This is a genomic window from Methanoculleus caldifontis (assembly GCF_032842345.1).
GTDB classification, from domain to species: Archaea; Halobacteriota; Methanomicrobia; order Methanomicrobiales; family Methanoculleaceae; genus Methanoculleus; species Methanoculleus caldifontis.
In genome coordinates this window covers 34766-54300 of record NZ_WBKO01000002.1, presented here as the reverse complement: position 1 = coordinate 54300, position 19535 = coordinate 34766, and the positions used below count along the sequence as shown (strand labels likewise).

Genomic DNA, 19535 nt, shown 5'->3' with positions numbered 1-19535 from the left:
ACTCCTCAGCTCCCGGCCACCTCCTCGCCGCCTTCGAGCCTGACCAGCGCCGGGGACGGCAGCCTGCCGACGAGTTTCAGGGCGTCGGATATCCGCTCGGTGATCGTGAGTCTGCTCTCCGTCCTCTCCCGGTACTCCTGCACGAGGTAAGCAGTGTGGTAGCGGTACGTCCGGTCCCGGCTGACGAGGATAAGGTCCTCGGCGAGGTTCGCAAGAAGCGTCTCCCAGATGAGCTCGTCGCCGATGGTATCCGTACCCGGGCTCTTCGGGGGGTTGCCGAGAAGTTTCCGGCGATGAGCCCGGTCGATGAGCTCCTCCGTCCGGTGAAGGATCCGGACGGCCGGGTCGAGGGAGAGTTCCATGAACGCCCGGGCGACCGGGTCGGCGGCAGGCTCCGCGATCATCGTCTGGATATCATCATAAAGAGCCCCGGCAGCCCGGTTGTACTCTTCTCCGATGCGCTGCAACGCGAGAGCATTCGGGTTTCCCCGGAAGACAGACGGCAGGCGGACCTCGTCGGTCTCCCGTTTCCGCACGTCGTCTGCAACCCGGTCGAGGACTTTTGCGCGGTTGCGGAGGAACTCGTCGAGGATGATGTCGGGAAAGACGAGGTTTCCTGCGATCGCCTTGACGTCGAGAAAGATCTCCTGTGGGTCCTCGTTTGACCCGTACAGCTCGAGAAAACGGTTCGTATCGATACATACGACGGTCATGCCGGCGGGCGGTGGTGCCGGGCAGGGATAATGGTTTCCCGGCGGGGCCCTGCTGCAGCAGAGGCCTCGCTCCGGTTGTGTAACCTAAAAGACTAATATTTTTGGGCTGTTTCCGGCAAAATGCGTGGACGTGCAGGATCAAAAATGTTTAAAGTTTATATTGTTTATTTCCATAGCAGGACTGACGTATGTTTCGCGTTCTCGTAGTCGATGATGAGCCGGCTCTCCTCGAACTGACCCGGATCTACCTGGAGCAGTCGGGGGATCTCCAGGTCGAGGCGACGTCGTCGCCGCAAAAAGCGCTCGAGATGCTCTCCGAAGCCCCGTGCGACGCCATCGTTGCCGACTACGAGATGCCGGAGATGAACGGCATCGCGCTCTTAAAAGAGGTCCGCTGCCGGGGCATGGGAACCCCGTTCGTCATCTTCTCCGGCCGGGGCCGCGAGGAGGTCGTCATCGAGGCGATCAACAGCGGAGCAGACTTCTACCTCCAGAAAGGCGGCAACCCCTCCGCCCAGTTCGCCGAGCTCCGGAACATGATCCTCCAGGCAATCAGGCGCCGGCAGGCCGAGGCGGAGGTGCAACGGTCCAGGGATCTCTACCAGAGCATCTTTGAGCATACCAGCGCCGCCACCATCATCGTCAGGGGCGACATGACGGTTGCCCTCGCAAACAGCGAGTTCACCCGCCTTACCGGCTACTCCCGCGAGGAGGTCGAAGGAAAGATGCTTCTGACGGCCTTTGTCGCTCCGGGCGACGTGGAGCGTCTCTCCGGCTACCACCGCCAGCGGCGGGTCGATCCCGGCTCGGCGCCGCGAACCTACGAGTTTGGGCTGATCGACCGGGAGGGCAGGCAGAGGGACATGCACATGACGATCGGGTGCATCCCGGGGACCGACCGCACCGTCGCGTCGATGATCGACATCTCCGACCGGAAGCGCTACGAGGAGGAACTGAGTACGGCGCATGAGGAGCTGACCGCAACGCACGAGGAGATGACTGCGGCGTTCGAGGAGGCGATGGCAAGCCAGGAAACGCTTGCAGAGCAGTACCGGGTCATGGAGGACCACCGGGTAACCCTCCAGGGGATCATCGATTTCCTCCCCGACCCGACATTCGTGCTCGACCGTGAAGGAAAGGTCGTCATCTGGAACCGGGCGATCGAGTCGGTGACCGGGATCCCGAAGGCCGGGATCATCGGGTCCGACACGGATCCCATTATGGGCGCGATACCCGGACTGCACACCCCCCTGCTCGCGACGGAGATCCTCTCCAGGGAAGCCGCCGGGAGCGTCGCCCGGGAGATCCGTATCCCCTCACCCCGCACCGGGGAGGAGATCCATCTCTGGGGCAAGGCGGCACCACTCTACGACGCAAAGGGGAAGCTTGCCGGCGCGATCGAGTCGCTCCGGGATATCACCGAGGTGAAACGAATGGAAGCACGGATCCGGCACAGGGTCGATCTCGAGCAGGTGGTGGGTTCGATCTCCGGGCGGTTCATCGCTCTCGACCCGGCCGATCTCGAAGACGCCCTTGAGGAGACAATCCGGATGCTCGGATCGTTCCTCAATGTCGACCGGAGTTACGTCTTCCGCTTCGATCGGGACCCTGCCCGCCTGGAAAGTCTCCACGAATGGTGTGCGGACGGCATCGCGCCGGAACTTGCAAATCTCACGGACCTGCCGGCCCACGTCGAGTCCTGGGCAGCGGCAAATATCGCTGCCGGAAGGGTATTCTGTATCCCCGACGTGGCCAATCTCCCGGCAGGTGCGCCGGAGCGCGAATTTCTTCGGGAATACGGGATCCGGTCGATCATCCTCGTGCCGATCGCGACCGCCGATGATATCATGGGGGTCCTCGGGTTTGAGACCGTCCTGCAGGCACGGGCCTGGTCGGACGACGACATCTCGCTGCTCACGGTCGTCGGCAATCTCTTCGCCGACCTCTTCGCGCGGATTCGAGCCCAGGAACGGCTCCGTGAGAGCGAGGAACGGTTCAGAACCCTCGTGGAGCGGTCGCACGACTGCTACATCCGTGTAGCGGCATCGTCGCGGACGATTGAGTATATCAGCCCATCCTGGAAGCGCCTGACCGGCTACCGTCCCGAGGAGTGTACGGGCGATCCGGGGTTCATAGAGAGCCTTGTCCACCCCGATGACCGGGAGATGTACCTGGCCCTGGCGCAGGTCCCGGCTTCGCCTGCCGATCGATTGGTCGTCCTCCGGGTGCGCCGGAAGGACGGGCGCTACGCCTGGCTGGAGGTCTGCTCGATCCCGGTTCACGCCGACGACGGACACCTGGTCGCGATCGAGTATGCCGTCCACGACATCGACGCCTGGAAAGAGGCCGAGGCAGCACTCCTCCTGGCCAACAGGAAACTCTCCCTGATGAACAGTATCGTGCGGCACGACATCTTAAACCAGGTCACGGTGGTGCTCGGCCACATCGGCCTCCTCCAGGACCTGCCACTCGATCCGGAGGTCGCCACTGCTCTTGAGAAGCAGCAGGCGGCCGTCCGGATGATCCAGTCGCAGATCGAGTTCACGCGGGATTACCAGGACCTCGGCGTCCGCTCGCCGCAGTGGTTCGGTATCGATACCCTGGTGAAGGATGCGTCGAAGGCCCGCCGGCCCGCCGGCATCGAGATCACGACCGGCGTGAACGGGCTTGCCGTCTACGCGGACCCGCTCCTCGAGACGGTCTTTGGGAACCTCCTCGACAACACGCTGCGGCACGGCGGGCCCGTGACCGCCGTCCGGGTCACGGCCGTGCCGGACGGGGGCGGCGCCCGGATCGTCTGGGAGGACAACGGCGTGGGCATCCCCGTCGAGGAGAAGGAGCGGATATTCGAGCGGGGTTACGGGAGACATACGGGGCTCGGCCTCTTCCTCGCCCGCGAGGTCCTCTCGATCACCGGTATCGCCATCCACGAGACCGGCGAGCCCGGAAGAGGCGCCCGGTTCGAACTTCTGGTGCCCGAGGGCTGGGCACGGTTCGCTTGAAAAAAGAATGACCGGGGGCCGGGCCCTATCTCCGGCCGTACTTCCTGAACATATACCAGAGCCCCGCGGCGACCCCGGCCATCACCAGGAGGCCGAGCACCGCGACGTAGGACTGCTCCTTGACCACAACCCGGTACTCGTCCTCCCTCTCGGCCTGATCGCTCTTCACCACGGCAACGACCTTGTACTCGCCGGCGACGATATTGGCCGGTGGGACCACCGTCACATGCACGGTCGCCCGCTCACCGGGATCGAGGCTCGCAACCGAGGCCGGATCGACGGTCACCCGCCAGCCTTCCGGTGTGCTCATGTTGATCCCGATGTTCGTCAGCGTCCCGCCGGTGCCGGCGTTCGAGACGGTCATATCGAACGCAAGAGTGTCGCCGCGGTTGATCTCGTGGCGGTAGCTCTTCGCGTAGGTCCGCATGTCGTAGGACCCCCGGAGTCGGAGCGTCAGGTTCTCCTCATACTGCCGGGCGGAGGAGTCGATCAGCACCGTGACGTTGTACTCCCCGACTCCGACCGAGTAGGGCGGGATGAGATCGAGGAAGAGGGTCTTCTCCTCACCGGACCGGATGTAGATCTCCGAGACCTCTTCGGCGGCATCCTTGCTCTCCCTGAACCGGGCATACCACTGCTCCGCGAGGCCCTGGACCGAGAGGGCATACGTGTCGTCGTTTCTGCCGGCGTTCTTCAGGGTCATCTCATACTGCGGAGTTGCCCCGATCGCCACCACCTTTGAAGGGGATTTCACCCGGATCTCGGCAAAGAAATTCTCTTTTTCGAGCGGCACGATCCCTAGGTTGGTCGTCTGGCCGATCCGGACCTCGACATCCTTCTTCTCCCACTTCCGGTACCCGGGCTTGGTAACCCTGACGGTGTAGGTGCCCATCGGAGCGCCGATGCTCACCTTGCCCTCGGCGGTCGAGAGCATCCCCTCGATCAGGGTAGCCCTGTCGTAAATACCGATGTCGGCGCCCTTCACGACGTTCCCTTCCTTGTCCACCACGGTGGCCTCGAGGGTCCCGGTCTCGCCGCTGTGGGTCTTCGTGATCCTGACGTAGACCCAGATCGTCCCCTTGCCGATGCCGACCCGGATCGGATATTCACCGACTGCGGCATGGCCGGCCGTCTCCACCACAAGGCGGACGGACTTCGTCTCGCCGGCCGGGATCAGCATCCGGTAGACCTCGCGATCGCTGTCTTCGAACCGGATCTTCCACCCGTCCGTGCCCCGGTAGGTCCAGTAGTTGAGGAGGCACGTCCCGGCCTCCTCCTGGTTCTTGACCACAATGTCGAAGACGGCGGTGTCGCCGGCCTCGATCACCTCGCCGGGAAAGTTGCACCAGAGCTCCGTCGCGACCGCCCCGTCCTGTGCGGCCGAGACCGCCGGGACGGCGGGCACCGCAAGGAGGAGGGCAAGAAGGATATACAAGACTTTTCTTCCTGTCAATGTTCTCACCTGATATCCATCCGCATGAATCTCACGTAGGTCGCGGCGAAGAAAGCCGACGGGAAGACGATGAGTGCGGCGATGTTCATCCAGACCCGGCCGAGCGCGTCGGCAAGGCCGGACGGCGCCTCCCGCTCCGAACCGTAACCGTAGGACGAGTACATCATCATGGAGATCTGCGGGTTCGTCACCGCCATCGCGACGGTGTAGTAGTTCATCTGCGGCGAGAGGATGTTGGAGATGTCGCTGATGAATCTGCGCTTCTCAATGTAAGATTTCATTTCCTCTTCGTAATCTTTCCACGCGGGATCCTCCTCCCCGCCGTACACCACGCTCTTCGAGACGCTGGTGGTGTAATATCCGTTGCTGCTTACGGAAACCCCTCCTCTGGAGATGGGGATGTCGGGCGGTTCGGGCGGATCGCCTGCAAAGGCGTCTGCGGCCATCGACCCGAACATGGGGAGGAGCGAGGAGACGGCAAAGAAGATCACCAGGGTGTAGATCAGCGCGTTCCCGCTCTCCTTCGAGACCGTCGACATCGTGAGCGCGACGGCGAAGTAGGCGAGGAGGAACGCAAGCGAAACCACACCGAAGATCAGGATGGCGGCGAACTCATCCAGCGTCGGGACGACCGAGAAGACGAGGAGCATGGCGAGTGCGATCGCAAGCGCGAGGGCCATGGCAAACCCCAGGGCGCCGACGCCCCCGAGCGCCTTGCCGTTGATGATCTCGTCCCGGTAGAGTGGATGGGAGAGGAGCGTCTTAAGCGACCGGGTTTCTTTCTCCTTTGAGACCAGGTCGAACCCGATGGCGATCGCAAGGATCCCGCCGAGCATCGCCATGTAACTCATCATGGAGAGGAAGACGTACATGATCGAGGGCTTTGAGGGCATCCAGCTCACATACGGGTCCTCTGACTCCGGCATGTACTGGAGCTGCTCGGTGTACGATTCCAGGCTGTCGTTATACTGTTTGATGCCATCGTAGATACTGATCGTCGAGATCACCAGGAGCAGGCCCAGGATGATAATGAACCGCCTGCTGGTGATGTGATCGGAGAACTCTTTGCGTGCTACGTTGAACAATCGATCGAATGCCATCTCCTCATCTCCTATAAGCCGCCATGAAGACGTCCTCGATATCCGGCTCCTCGACCCTCAGCTCCCGCACGTGTACGCCCTGTTCGAAGAGGGTTTCTGCGAGCCGGTCGCGGATGTCGGCCTTTGCCCGGACGATCGCCCGGCTCCCGTTCCGTTCGACCGAGATGACTTCGGGATCCTCGATCTCCGGCAACCGCTCCCGGGTCTCGACGACGATCCGGACGGCATCGCCGTCAGGGGACGCGAGCGTCCGGGCGACCTCATCGAGCGTCCCCTGTGCGACAAGTCTCCCTTTCGCAAGCAGCCCGACGGTCCGGCAGACCTCCCGGACCTCGGAGAGGATATGGGAGGAGACGAAGATCGTCTTTCCTTCGCCGGCGAGACGCTCGACAAGGTCCCGGTACTCCCGGACGCCCTCGGGGTCGAGGTTCGCCGTCGGTTCGTCGAGGAAGAGCACTTTTGGATCGTTGATCAGCGCCTGGGCAAGGCCGAGCCGCTGTTTCATCCCGCGGGAGTACTCGCCGGCCTTCTGGGTGACGCCGTCGAGGCGGACGAGTTCGAGCAGTTCCGCGATCCGCTCTTTTCGTTCTTTCGCGCCCATCCCGTAGAACCGGGCGAAGTAGTCCAGGTTCTGCTCGCCGGTCATGTTCCCATAGAACCCGACGTCTTCGGGGAGGTAGCCGATGATCTCCTTCACCTTCAGCGGGTCCTTCGCGACCTCGATCCCGTCGACCAGGCACCGGCCGCCGGTTGGCTCGATCATGCCGGTGAGCATCAGGATCGTCGTGCTCTTCCCTGCCCCGTTCGGGCCGAGGAAGCCGAAGATCTCGCCCTCCCCGACCTCAAGGTCCAGACCGTCGACGGCCGCCTTGCCGTTATACACCTTCGTGAGGTTTTCTGTCCGTATCATTCACCACATCCCGCCCGGTCCGGCGGCGCTTACTGCAACTTTGATATCGTCTTATTAACGTTTTCTGTGACAATCATCTACACGTCAGAGGGTATGGAGTGATTCAGGTGGTCCTCGGGCCCACATTTTTGCGGCAACTCCGGAGATCTGCCATAAATCAGGGGATCGTCCAAATACCGGCCTTTGCGCGGGCCGGGGCGCTCCAGAACGGCCTCTTTCTCCGTTCGGCACCCTGCGCATGAATGTGGGCGGGAACGGGAGATAAAGCGATGCTAAACTACGAAAAAAGTCGAACCTATTGGTCCGGTGCTCCTGTATTCGACTCCGCGAGGGAAATGTCGCCGGCCTCCTTCCCGGGCTTATGAGGCGGAGAGGGGATGGGGACGGAGGCCCCCACGGTGTGGAAGGCCTATCCCTAGATCGCTTCGTTCGTCGCGATCGCAGATGCGGTGAGCCTTATTGCACTCCTGAATCAAGATCTTCACCTATCCGCTGCCCCGACCCTACCCAGTGCCGCAGTACTGCTCCAGCCTCCCGAACCGGTCAGGTTAACCTCAAATCGTTTACCTATCCTCCCAAACCGGGCTCACACCGCTGCCTGAAAATAGCCTGATCAACCCGGGATAAAGGAAGATAAATTACATCCAGAAACGTGATCTATAAGAATTAAAACCCCATTTTTTATGAAGACTCGATACAATAACTACCGATTTCTCAAAACAAAATGATTTTCCTCGAATCAAATAAAGTTATCACGTATACTGTAACAGACAGCCATAATCGCTAAGAAATAATTAAATAGTAGTTGCTGCAGCTCTTCTGGGAAAAATCTTCTCGGCCCCGAGATAGAGAATGCTATTCATTTACGGGATTACATAACATTTAGATAAGTATCCGCTTCTTCATCTTCAGTTGCTCTCATCAGTTTCGGGAATCGGCAAATAGGAAAATTTATATAATATACCTGTACCAGATAGCCCCTAGGCCCTGGTGCCAGAACCCCCCCCCTCCGGCTGCTCCTGCCGAAAAGGGGGCCGCCCGTTTCCTCCGGGCAGTGACGCGGCCAGGTGAGGGCCTACATATGGGTGTGTGTTTCCATGGTGTCCAGGTGGATACCTTTTCGTGCCAGGTATGTGATCTTGCCGGGGTCGAGCAGTGTTGAGAATGTAGCTCCAGCCACCAGCACTACGAGCCAACTCCCCCGGTGTCACAGAACATCCGGGGAGGTCTTCTCAACACCGGTCCCCGTGTTCCCATGTCAGGAGCTGCCGCGATGAGCTCCTGCGTAAACACCTCCTCTGCCACCCGCACGACCGGAGAGGTCGTCAGGCACGGCGGTAACGGGGGAGGAGCAACTCTTGTCGCTAAGGATCTGGCAACCTGCAATGCTGAAGGGGGGTTGAGGCGGCAGGCCGGCACCGTCCGGACCCTCGTCGCCATGCCGGCCTACAACGAGGAGGCTTACATCGCAAAGACCATCGTCGGCGCACAGCAGCACGCTGATAAAGTCCTCGTCGTTGACGACGGGTCAAATGACGACACCGTCCGGATTGCCAGGGCGCTCGGGGCGATCGTCGTCCGGCACGAGACCAACAAAGGCTACGGCGGAGCGTTGCAGACCATCTTTTGCACCGCCCGGGAGATGGGTGCGGAGGAACTCGTCGTCATTGACGCCGACGGTCAGCACAACTCCGGAGACATCCCCCGGCTGCTTGCCGAACTTCGGCAGGGCAACGACGTCGTCATCGGGTCCCGGTTCGTCGAGGGTATGGAGTCATATATTCCGAGATACCGGAAGGTCGGGATGAAGGTCCTCGATACGGCTACCACGATAGCGGGGACCAATCTTGCGATCACCGATTCCCAGAGCGGTTTTCGGGCGTACGGGAGGAGGGCTATCGAAGCGATCCGGATCAGCGGCGCGGGGATGAGTGCCGGCTCCGAGATCCTGATACAGATCAGCGATCACCGCCTTAAGGTCGCCGAGGTGCCGATCCAGGTGCGCTATGACATCGAGGGGACCTCGAGTAAGGACCCGGTCTCCCACGGCATCGAGGTGCTCATGAACATCGTCAGGCTCGTCAGCCTCCGCCGGCCGCTGGTGTTCTTCGGCATTCCGGGCCTGACCTTCACTCTCTTCGGCCTCGGCGCGGAGATTCACACCTTTTCCGAGTACTATCGCACCTCTCAATTCCACTATATCCTCTTCACCGGTGGCTTCTCCATGCTCATCCTCGGGCTCCTGCTCGTCGCGGTGGGGATGATCCTGTATTCGCTTGTGCAGATTATTCTGCAGGGGCAGGGAGAAGGGAAACGGGTGTTCTCCGAACCGGGTGCTGTAGTTACCTTCGCGCCCACAGAGAAGACCAGGGAAGGCGAGGAGAGGACACCTTATCCTCTTGAGGGTATTCCGGAATGATTGCGATTGTTCTCGGAACCAGGCCGGAGATCATCAAGATGTCCCCGATCATCCGCGAATGCGAAGCACGAAACCTCGACTACTTCATTCTCCACTCCGGGCAGCACTACTCCTACGAGATGGACCGGGCGTTCTTCGAGGACCTTGAATTGCCCGAGCCGAAGTACAACCTCGACGTCGGCTCCGGGACCCATGCCGGGCAGACTGCAAAGATCATGGCTGGGGTTGAGGATGTTCTCATAAAGGAGTCTCCTGACATTGTCCTCGTCCAGGGCGATACCAACACCGTCATAGCCGGAGTTCTCGCGGCCGCAAAGCTCCACATCCGGGTCGGCCACATAGAAGCCGGTCTCCGGAGTTTCGACAGGACGATGCCCGAGGAGATCAACCGGGTGGTTGCGGACCATGTCTCCGACTACCTCTTCGCCCCCACGGAGACAGCACGGCAGTATCTCCTCGCGGAGGGGATCGAGGAGAACAAGATCTGCGTGACCGGGAACACCATCGTCGATGCCGTACTCCAGAACCAGGAGCTTTCGAAGAAGAAGGCAGACATTCTCGATACCCTCGGCCTTGCACCCCGTGAATACGTCCTGGTCACCGCTCACCGGCAGGAGAATGTCGACAGCCCTGAAAACCTCTGGAACATTGCCGCAGGGCTTGAGGCGGTCCACCGGGAGTACTCGCTCCCCGTCATCTTCCCGATGCACCCCCGGACCAGGAAGATGGTCGAGCGGTTCGCGATTCCGCTGGACGGGATATCCGTCATGAGTCCAGTCGGGTTCCTCGAATTCCTGCAGCTCGAGTCCAATGCCCGCCTTGTCCTGACCGACTCCGGCGGGGTCCAGGAGGAGGCCTGCATTCTCGGGGTGCCCTGCATCACCCTTCGCAGCAACACCGAGCGCCCGGAGACGATTGAGGTGGGGGCGAACATTCTTGCAGGGACTGGGGCCAGCGAGATCCTGGCATTTGCCCGGCAGATGCTCGCCCAGCCCAAGAGTTGGCAGAACCCTTATGGGGACGGTATAGCAGGCAGGATGATTGTTACGATATGTAGAGGGCTATCCAGAGGAAGGAAGACATCAATCAAATCCGGCACACCGGGTTACGGCATTCAGGCCCAGGCGACTAAGACATCGTAACTACGCCCGGATCCGGAACATAGATGAGTGTTAAGGGGACAATACGATGAAAATCCTGGTTTCGTCCATCGTCGATCTCAAAAACTCGGCTCATAACAGTCGGCTACATCAGTTTTTGAAGTATCTTTCACGCGATCACGAGATTTCGGTTTTAAGCATAAACGACTGCTGGAAAGCCAGGTGGGATCGGACCACAGAGAACTATAATCAAAGTTTTAAGGATCTTTTTGAGAAGATAGACCTTATTTATCTGACCAACAGGCGGGTAAGCCCGGTTGTCCAAGAAGCTCTATCACTGGCAACTGTAGGCAGCACTCTAGATCGGATTGGAATTTCGGACTATGACGTGCATTTCAACTACAACGGCATGGTGTCCGGGTATGCGGTTGCAAGATATACTCATTCGCGTGGTATTCCAACGGTATATGACATCGCGGACGATCTGCCGGGAATGATCCGGACGTCCCCCCAGATCCCCCCATTTGTCAGGCCGGCTGGTGGCTGGCTCGGAAAAGCGATCCAGGAAAGGATCATTCAGGCTTCAAAGAGGGTCACAGTAACAACCGAGTCCCTCTGCCAGACCTACAAAGTCCCCCGGGAGAAAAGGGAACTGCTGCCGAACGGAGTGGATGTCGAATTATTTTCGCCCCGGCCTTGCGAGCACATTAAAGAGAAATATGACCTTGAGGATACATTTGTCGTCGGCCATGTCGGCGTCCTCAGAGAATGGCTGGATTTGGAGCCGCTTTTCATCGCCATTAGAGAACTGGCATCGGAAATCAATGTTAAACTGCTTATTGTGGGAGGGGGCGCAGGATACGATAGAACCGTTGAGATGGCAAGAGACCTGGGGGTGCTGAACCATACCGTCTTCACCGGTACGGTCCCCTACTCCCATGTGCCTGAATACATATCATGCATGGACGTGGGCGTGATACCGTTTAAACAAGATAATGTCTCAAACAACTCACTTCCCCTGAAGTTATTCGAGTACATGGCGTGCGGCGTACCGGTCATCTCCACACGTGTGAATACCATTCAGGAAACTTTCGGCCACACAGTCAGGATCGTCTCCAGCGCAAACGAGTATGCAGAAGAGATTCTGGAGCTGTATCGGGACTCCACTCTGTGCAGCAGAATGAGGTCGGAAGGGAGGCGTGTTGTCGAAGATGAGTATCAATGGGCCGCTATTTCAAAACGATTAGAGCATATTCTGATCGAAGCGGGGTGCTAGTGATGAGGATACGCCTGCTCAATCCATCATCCATCGAAAATTTTGCTCGATGCGGCAGGTGTCAGAGAGCTGCAACCCCCAGTGGCGGATCCAACAATGCCGGCAAAAAAGCCGGGACAAAGTCCAACGTGCCATCTCCGGGCACCCTCCCCGGATCTTCAGATGTACAGGCGCTACCCTGCAGAGAGGATATACCCCCTGTCAGAGATCACCAAATACCGGATCTTTCTCATAAGCATAAGCACAGGATACCTGGTTTCGCGGGGTCACGCAGTACCATACGAACTTCAGACGCAACATCTCCCCCCAACAACTGGACTTCTGCTCAGGATCTGGAGGTACGAGGTCCATGAGAGTCGTCATGCTCCGCTCTAACCCCATTGATCCTGATGTCAGACTGGAGAAAGAAGCAACAGTGCTGACAGAAGCAGGTCATGATGTCATATTGCTTGGATGGCAGAGATTTGGCGACGCACCCGCCCAAGAGGGGCGGCACCGCTATGCCATCAGACGCCTCAAATTTAGAGCGCCTCTTGGGAAAAAGGTAGTACTTTATCTCCCTGTCTGGTGGCTTCTTGCAGTTTTTTGGCTGTTAAAAGAGGATTGGGATATCGTTCATGCTGCAGATCTCGACACATATATTCCCGCCCTTGTTGTCGCAAAACTTAAGCGGAAACGGCTGATCTACGATATCTTTGACTTTTACGTCGATATGGTGACGTTGCCGCCGTATGTGCAGAACTGTGTGGCAGCATTCGACATCTTCTTGATACGATTTGCAGACGCAGTCATCGTTGTGGACCCCAGTCGACTAAAACAGATCGGGAAAGAAGGGGATTCCAGTATCAACGTCATCTACAATTCTCCCCGGGATCTACCGATGCCGTCTATGATGGACGCACCGAGAGAACACCAGGCGCCATTCAAAATATTCTACGCCGGAGGACTGGGAGGAGATAGAGACTTCGAAGCAGTCATCCAGGCAGCAAGGGCTATTGGAGATGTTCAGGTCGAACTCGCCGGATATGGATGCCATGCAGAACGGATACAAGGTATGAGCGAACAGGAGCTCCACATTACGTTCCTTGGAACTATCCCTTATGATGAGGTCATCAGGAAGACGTTACAGTCAGACCTGCTGTTTGCTCTCTATGATCCGGATATCCCTAACAACCGCTATGCCAGTCCCAACAAATTATTTGAAGCGATGATGTGTCGGAAACCAATCCTGGTCAGCGACGGAGCGGCAATGGCCGATATTGTGAAGGAAGAGAATTGCGGTCTTGTCGTGCCGTATGGGGATGTTGACGCGGTCAAGCGTGCAATCCTTACGCTCAAAGCGGACCCGCTCTTGTGCAGACACCTGGGCGAGAACGGCCGGAGAGCCTATGAGACAGAGTACAACTGGGAAATTATGAGAGAGCGACTGCTGGAGATTTACAGGAACCTGGATTCTGAACAGGAGCGAACGGATGTCACAGACGACTCATGTCACCGTGAATAGCCCGGCATCGATTGTAGAGGAGGATCTCCGGACTGATCCTCAAGGTAAATGTTGTAAAGGCTCGTCTCCCGACCGGACTACACTTACATACGCAATCATGATCTGGGAAGCTTTAGGAGGCCCCGCGTTATGCGATGCAAGGGATCGTCTTCCTCTGGAGACAACTCCGGGGTAAGAACCAGACGAGAAACTCTGAGGAAATATAGATGGCGGTGTCATAAGGATACAGGCGAAAATGATGACATACAGATTGGGGTACCTGTGGTCACCGGCTACGGGTGGGAAATAACTACCTGGTAAAATAGTTTTAACGGGAGGTGCCTCTACTATGAAAGAAAAAGGTCAATCAAGCGTTGCAGTCGTTTCATTTCATATTGGAAAAGCCTTCGGCGTACCGCTATCTCACCTGACCGGAATACTTTCAACGATATGTCTTCCACACTTCTTCATCGGTGCGTACGAGAAGATTCACTTATCGGGTTCAAACGATTCCAAAAATATTTCATTTTTCAATTACCCCACAAGTCCCGTCTTTATTGCCAGAATTGTTGCTTACTTTGTTTTACAAACGAAAATATCGTTTAGATTACTGTTGGTCAAACATAAATTCGGGCGTGTTATCTACTTTATGTCACTCCCACCGCTTATCCCCATGTTGATCGCTAAAATACTCAATGTCAAATCATATTGGCTGCTGAGTGCAAGTCCGATGAAATTATCTCTATCGCCCGACGATAAGAAGTCGAGACAGACGGGATTTTCTGCAAAAATATGTTTTCGTCTAACCGACTATATTGTCCTATATTCCCCGATACTTGTTTCTGATTGGGACCTCGAATCCTACCGCCACAAGATCCTCATCGCCCATGAGCACTTCCTCGATTTCAACATCTTCACTGTTACCACCCCCCTGGCCAGCCGCCCTCCCCTCATTGGCTACATCGGCCGGTTGAGCGTGGAGAAAGGCATCCAGAACTTTGCTCCAGCCCTCCATAGAATCCTCAACGACCGGCAGGATCTCCGCGTACTCATTGGCGGAGACGGGCAATTGGAGGAGACGACCCGGACCTCCCTACAGGAAGAGGGGCTCGCTGCCCGCGTCGATTTACCGGGCTGGATCTCTCGTGATGACCTCCCCAAGCATCTAAACCAACTCCGTCTCCTTGTCCTCCCCTCCTATACCGAAGGACTCCCGAATATCATACTTGAGGCGATGGCCTGCGGGACCCCCGTACTCGCGACGCCGGTCGGGGCGATACCCGACGTTGTAGTCGATGGAGTGACAGGGTTCATCATGGAGAACAACTCCCCGGGGTGTATCGCGGAAAATGTGCTCCGCGCGCTCAATGCTCCGGATCTGGAGCGGATTGCGGAGAATGGGAGGCAGTTCGTGAAGATGAATTTCTCCTTTGAGTCCACGGCTGCTAGATGGAAAGAATTACTTGAAAAAGTATAACACAGCGCCAAAGGTTATACTATGCGATTAAAAGACTCAGTTATCCTGCGCGACCCGGACAAGGCACTTGCCGTTGTGGGAGTTATTCTCTCGCTGATACTGATTGCCTATCTGGGTAAAGAGTTCGGCAGGGTAATTTATCTGCTCACCGGGGTTCTGGCCCTCGTTTCCTGTCTCCTGTGGTTGGCGATCAGGAAAAGCCATACCTTTGAGGCTCACCCACCAGAGTCCCGGAACCGGATCACTTTCTGTGCGACCTGCTTTTTTGGACTCTACACCTCAAGCGTTCTCTCGGTCTATCTCCGACCGGAGTTTTACGAGCGGCCTCTCCTTTACTTTGTCCTGACAGCGCTTATGACCGGCATAGTCGCCTGTGAGATCTTTACGTCAGGTAGGCGACACACCTGCCTCATCTTCAGCCAGATCCTGCTGCTGGGAGTGAGCATCGCCTGGTCGCAGCTGCTAATCTTCCCAAGCCTCCTCGGAGTGGACCCCTGGTATCATTCTGCCTTTACTAGTTGGATCATTGAAGGAGGCGTCATCCCGGAGGGTTATGAATACTCAAAACTGCCTCTTTTCCATCTCACGATAGCCGTGAATTCACTCATTGCCGACCTCCCATATAAATTCGCCGCGATGATGTCGGTGAGCCTCGCGCAGATCATCTGCAATACTGTGTTCATACTTCTTATTGCCAACAACTTGTTTAAGAATCACCGAATAGGGTTACTGGCCGCTCTCATGACGGTGATCGCAAGCCATCATATCATCATGTCCTACTGGTCCATCCCCAACGCCTTTGCCGCCATATTTATCCCCATTTCCCTTTACCTGCTCCTCTTCAGACATGAAGGATACTCTTGTTCCGGATATGCCGTTCTTCTTGTAACGGCATTAACGCCTATCATCCTAACACACACTATTACAGCGATGTGCATGTCCATACTTCTCTTTGTCACCTGGGGTGCACTCACATTCTACCGGCTTTGCGGTTTAGAGATACAGAATCATGTTTCGCTATCAATTCCGATCGGTTTTACAATAGCGATGTTTGTCTGGTGGACATTTGTCTCTAACAGTATATGGACACTAATCGACCTGATCGAGTCTGGATTCAGTACAGACTTCTTTGCGGCAACTCCCGGAGAAGTTCGGGGATATTCAGCAATCATCCCACTGGGAGAGCAGTTTTTCAATACCTCGGGACTGCTCTTGTTCTTCGCTTTCTCATTTATCGGTATATTCTACATGATCTCGCGGAGAGGGAGCAGCTCGTCATTTACCATGGCGTGGGTAGGAGTGACTCCTCTTGCAATCGGTTTTTTTTCACTCATCTCGAACCATACGGTGATTGAGCACCGGTGGTGGTACTTTGCCCAAATCCTCACGAGTATCCCGCTCGCGATTGCTATTTATACGGTTGGAACATGGAAATTAAAGAAGCACCTGAGCCTCTATAGTCTTACTATCGGGTTTGTTGTTGTCTTGAGTCTCCTCATGATCATAAGTCCCCCGGCGAACATCGATAACCTCTTACTTTTTCCAAACTGTCATATGCGATATTCACCTACAGAAGCGGAGTTAAAATCAATGACGACGATTATGGATAAGTGGGACGGCTCGATCAAAACAGATGAGTACTTCGCGGGAACTCAGAAATTTCAGCATCGTCAAGTATCAGCATTTTCGCAACAACTTTATGCTGGCGATTATCCCGGTTTGAAGAATCATCTGATTGTAACCCGAAAGGCTACCATCCGTAAGCCATTCTGGTTTTTGGGAGGCATATACACACTTGATTACGATCTAAACGTCAAACTGGAAACACGAGGATTTTCCCGGATCTATGACTCTGGTTCTGGAAGCGGCTATCAAACATGGTAAGTGGCTTCGGCGCTCACCACTTCCCTTTACCGATCCCGCCTTTCTGGTTGGCACCTCCTCCTCCCATGTTTCGTGCAATCGCCATTTGATACTCCTCCTCCACCTTGCCAGCGACCGTATCCCACGTAAACATCTTCGCTTTTACTCTGTTATTGGCCGATACTTTCTCCCGCATCTCATCGTTCATCATCAGCATCAGTATTCCCGTCGCAATCTCATTGGATCTCTTTGCATCGACGAGGTATCCATTCACTCCATCCTCTAGAATTTCAGGCACTCCCCCAACGTTCGTCGCAACAATAGGCAACCCCGCAGCCATAGCTTCTAAAAGTACAACTGGGAGTCCTTCTGAGAGACTCGGCAATGTGAACACGTCTGCCTGATGCATGACTCTAGGAATTTCTTCTTGCGGCACTTGGCCTGCGAATTGTACACAGTCTTCTAAATCTAATTTCTCCACGAGCTTCTCCAGCTTCGATCGCTCTGTACCGTCACCTACGATAATCAATTTGGCATCAGGTATCTCCCGGTGCACAATGGCCATCGCTTCGAGCAGGTAATGAACCCCTTTTATCGGGTGCAACCTGCCTACAAAGATAACTGTCCTCCCATTACCCTCTTTCCAGTCCCTTGAAGATATCTCAAACCTTCCAGAATCGATACCGTTCGGCACAACAGAAATTTCCTTGTCGCACACAGTCTGCATCTTCCGTTTCATGTTGTCGGTAAGGGCGAAGACTGCATCTGCGTTTTGAAGTATATGCTTTGAGGTCAGCTGGAGGAATCTTTCCGGGAAATAGATCTCTGATCCCTGCCCCCAGACAACATATGGGATATTCATGGTTTTCTTCGCTATCCTCGCAGGAATACAAACATCTAAAGCTTGACAATGGACTACATCTGGGTGAATTTTCCGGATCTGGAGGTATATCCTGGCCCAAAAAGAGAGATAGCCAATGATGCGTACCTTAGGCCATGATACCCTGTGAACATAGAGACCATCCTCCTCGCTGAAATAAGGCAGGCCATCATCATGCGTGGTTATGATGTGGATTTCATGTCCCCTTCTAGTCAGATTTTTTGCTAGATTGTATGTAGCAACTTCTGTCCCACCGATCCATCTTGGAAGGAAGAGCTGAAGCAGAATTGCGGCTCTCATAGTTACTCGCAGCCTTATCACTCTGCTATATAATATATGTCTCTGCGCCTTATCGCCGTCAATTTCTAACTTCGTCCCTATGGTAAAGCTTCAATCTAAGTTAATTTCAATTTCGCAGATGCTGTTGGGCCAACCTTCTGGTGAAGAATCTTTTCCCCCGGTAGAAGTTGTAGCCTAGACCGAGTGCGAAAGCGAGTGCTGTTGCCCCAATAGCACCGTAAAGCCCGAATCGTGGGATAAGTATGAGATTTAAGACGATGTTTGCGATTGCAATGATCAACGTCCCAGAGACTGTTAATTTAGATCCCTGTATCCCCTCTGAGTTAAAAAACCATGCATATATCTCATACCATGTCACCAGAATTGCGGCGACCGCAAATACAAGCATGAGTGGAAGTTGTATAGGATAGCCCTCCCCAAACAGTCGTAAAATAATGTACTCACCTAGTAACGCTGCCGGCACCCCCAGAATCAGTAAATACGGAACAAATTTATTGAGTTTCGCGTAGAGTGCCCTTTTATCATGCGTCTTTGACGATGTTGGGAAGAAAACAGTTGTAAATACTCCTGAGATCAGCATTAACACCGTGAACGATGCGTAATAATACACCCCGTAGATTCCCACACTCTCAACATCCATGTAGTAGTTGATCATAATCCGGTCGATGCTGGTATAGAGAGTGAAGGATATCCCCCCTATGACCGCCACCGAACTATATTTCCATAGTGTCGAAAGCCATGAACGGTCGATGATAAACGACAGGTGTTTTCTGAGGAATATCAGTACGATAATAGACCCGACTATCCCGTAGGCAAGACATGTCGCGTAAACCATTGCTTTAAAGGAATTGAACTGGATATAAATGAAAACTAGAAGCGCCGACAACAGCGTAACCCCGTAGATCGGCTGAAAGACCGCATAATCCTTCATCTGGTGCAGACCACGGAGGCTACTGATTGCCAGAGTGTAGTATACAAAAAGCAATGCAAAAAGAACCGATATTGCGATGATTTCTTGACTTACAGAGAAGACATCTGCAATCTGATATCTAAAGACGCCATAGAGCAGTAGTGTAACTATAGTCAGGCCGATGACGACGCCATACGTCGTTGAGATAATTTTGCGTTGCTGGTACAGATCTCTGCTCTCTGCACAATATTTTATCATAGCAGTATTCAGCCCTAAAAGCATGGGAATATACAAGAACATGGCGATGGATTGGACAAGCGTGAAACCACCATATCCGGCGGGGCCGAGCACTCGCCCTGCGATGATGTTATACGAGAATGAAAATATTGTTGACAATATTGTGCCTAGGCCCACGTAAGATAGATTCTTGGCAAACTTCATTGCCTCCGCGCCTGCTGACTCATGGAATATTTTTTCATAAAGGAGCGATATTAGACCTCCAAAAAGTTGCGAGAAGGCATGTATGATGCTTGTGCTCAGCAAGTAACGTTGCCATTCTATTAGACGATCAATCATGATCTAAACCATCGATTACCGTCAGCGACTGGTATTACACAGGATATCTCGGGATTTTTGGCTTTTGTCACAT

General features: G+C 55.3%; 13 protein-coding genes. 7 read left to right on the top strand and 6 right to left on the bottom strand.

The genetic code is table 11. From position 1 onward, the window contains the following. Nucleotides 1-5: 5 nt before the first annotated feature. A complete protein-coding gene (locus F8E02_RS09070) occupies nucleotides 6-713 on the bottom strand; it encodes a PIN domain-containing protein (protein WP_317065212.1) in 708 nt (235 codons plus the stop codon). Nucleotides 714-901: 188 nt separating this feature from the next. Between F8E02_RS09070 and F8E02_RS09065 the strand changes: the two genes are divergently transcribed. Continuing rightward, nucleotides 902-3715 (top strand): PAS domain S-box protein, encoded by a 2814-nt coding sequence (locus F8E02_RS09065; protein ID WP_317065211.1) that lies wholly within the window; start codon nucleotides 902-904, stop codon nucleotides 3713-3715. Nucleotides 3716-3740: 25 nt separating this feature from the next. Here F8E02_RS09065 and F8E02_RS09060 read toward each other — a convergent pair whose 3' ends face one another. The 3 genes from F8E02_RS09060 to F8E02_RS09050 are packed head-to-tail and all read right to left on the bottom strand — an operon-like array spanning nucleotide 3741 to nucleotide 7178. Continuing rightward, nucleotides 3741-5177 (bottom strand): COG1470 family protein, encoded by a 1437-nt coding sequence (locus F8E02_RS09060; RefSeq protein WP_317065210.1) that lies wholly within the window; start codon nucleotides 5175-5177, stop codon nucleotides 3741-3743. Continuing rightward, complete coding sequence (locus tag F8E02_RS09055) at nucleotides 5174-6268, bottom strand: ABC transporter permease (RefSeq protein ID WP_317065209.1); 1095 nt, start codon at nucleotides 6266-6268, stop codon at nucleotides 5174-5176. The genes F8E02_RS09060 and F8E02_RS09055 overlap by 4 nt, the downstream gene beginning before the upstream one ends. A 4-nt stretch (nucleotides 6269-6272) precedes the next feature. Further along, nucleotides 6273-7178, bottom strand: coding sequence for an ABC transporter ATP-binding protein (locus F8E02_RS09050; protein WP_317065208.1), 906 nt, complete (start codon nucleotides 7176-7178; stop codon nucleotides 6273-6275). A 1273-nt stretch (nucleotides 7179-8451) separates the two neighbouring features. On the opposite strand from F8E02_RS09050, the gene F8E02_RS09045 reads away from it, so the two are divergent. The 6 genes from F8E02_RS09045 (at nucleotide 8452) to F8E02_RS09020 (ending at nucleotide 16817) form a co-directional block, all read left to right on the top strand. After that, nucleotides 8452-9597: a glycosyltransferase family 2 protein gene (locus F8E02_RS09045; protein WP_317065207.1), complete on the top strand. Its 1146-nt coding sequence runs from the start codon at nucleotides 8452-8454 to the stop codon at nucleotides 9595-9597. Next, a complete protein-coding gene (wecB, locus tag F8E02_RS09040; RefSeq protein ID WP_317065206.1) occupies nucleotides 9594-10739 on the top strand; it encodes a non-hydrolyzing UDP-N-acetylglucosamine 2-epimerase in 1146 nt (381 codons plus the stop codon). Before F8E02_RS09045 ends, wecB begins: the two co-directional genes overlap by 4 nt. Nucleotides 10740-10785: 46 nt before the next feature. After that, nucleotides 10786-11973, top strand: a complete 1188-nt coding sequence (locus F8E02_RS09035; RefSeq protein ID WP_317065205.1) for a glycosyltransferase family 4 protein — start codon at nucleotides 10786-10788, stop codon at nucleotides 11971-11973. 349 nt (nucleotides 11974-12322) lie between these two features. Beyond that, complete coding sequence (locus tag F8E02_RS09030) at nucleotides 12323-13477, top strand: glycosyltransferase family 4 protein (RefSeq protein WP_317065204.1); 1155 nt, start codon at nucleotides 12323-12325, stop codon at nucleotides 13475-13477. A gap of 328 nt (nucleotides 13478-13805) precedes the next feature. Next, the gene (locus F8E02_RS09025; RefSeq protein ID WP_317065203.1) at nucleotides 13806-14933 is read left to right on the top strand and encodes a glycosyltransferase family 4 protein; all 1128 of its coding nucleotides are present in this window, start codon (nucleotides 13806-13808) and stop codon (nucleotides 14931-14933) included. Between the two features lie 21 nt (nucleotides 14934-14954). After that, nucleotides 14955-16817 (top strand): glycosyltransferase family protein, encoded by a 1863-nt coding sequence (locus F8E02_RS09020; protein WP_317065202.1) that lies wholly within the window; start codon nucleotides 14955-14957, stop codon nucleotides 16815-16817. Between the two features lie 13 nt (nucleotides 16818-16830). Here the strand turns inward: F8E02_RS09020 and pelF are convergent, their stop codons facing one another. Both pelF and F8E02_RS09010 read right to left on the bottom strand, forming a co-directional pair. Continuing rightward, nucleotides 16831-17976, bottom strand: coding sequence for a GT4 family glycosyltransferase PelF (gene pelF / locus F8E02_RS09015; protein WP_317065201.1), 1146 nt, complete (start codon nucleotides 17974-17976; stop codon nucleotides 16831-16833). A 106-nt stretch (nucleotides 17977-18082) separates the two neighbouring features. Continuing rightward, a complete protein-coding gene (locus tag F8E02_RS09010; protein WP_317065200.1) occupies nucleotides 18083-19327 on the bottom strand; it encodes a flippase in 1245 nt (414 codons plus the stop codon). Between the last annotated feature and the right edge of the window lie 208 nt (nucleotides 19328-19535).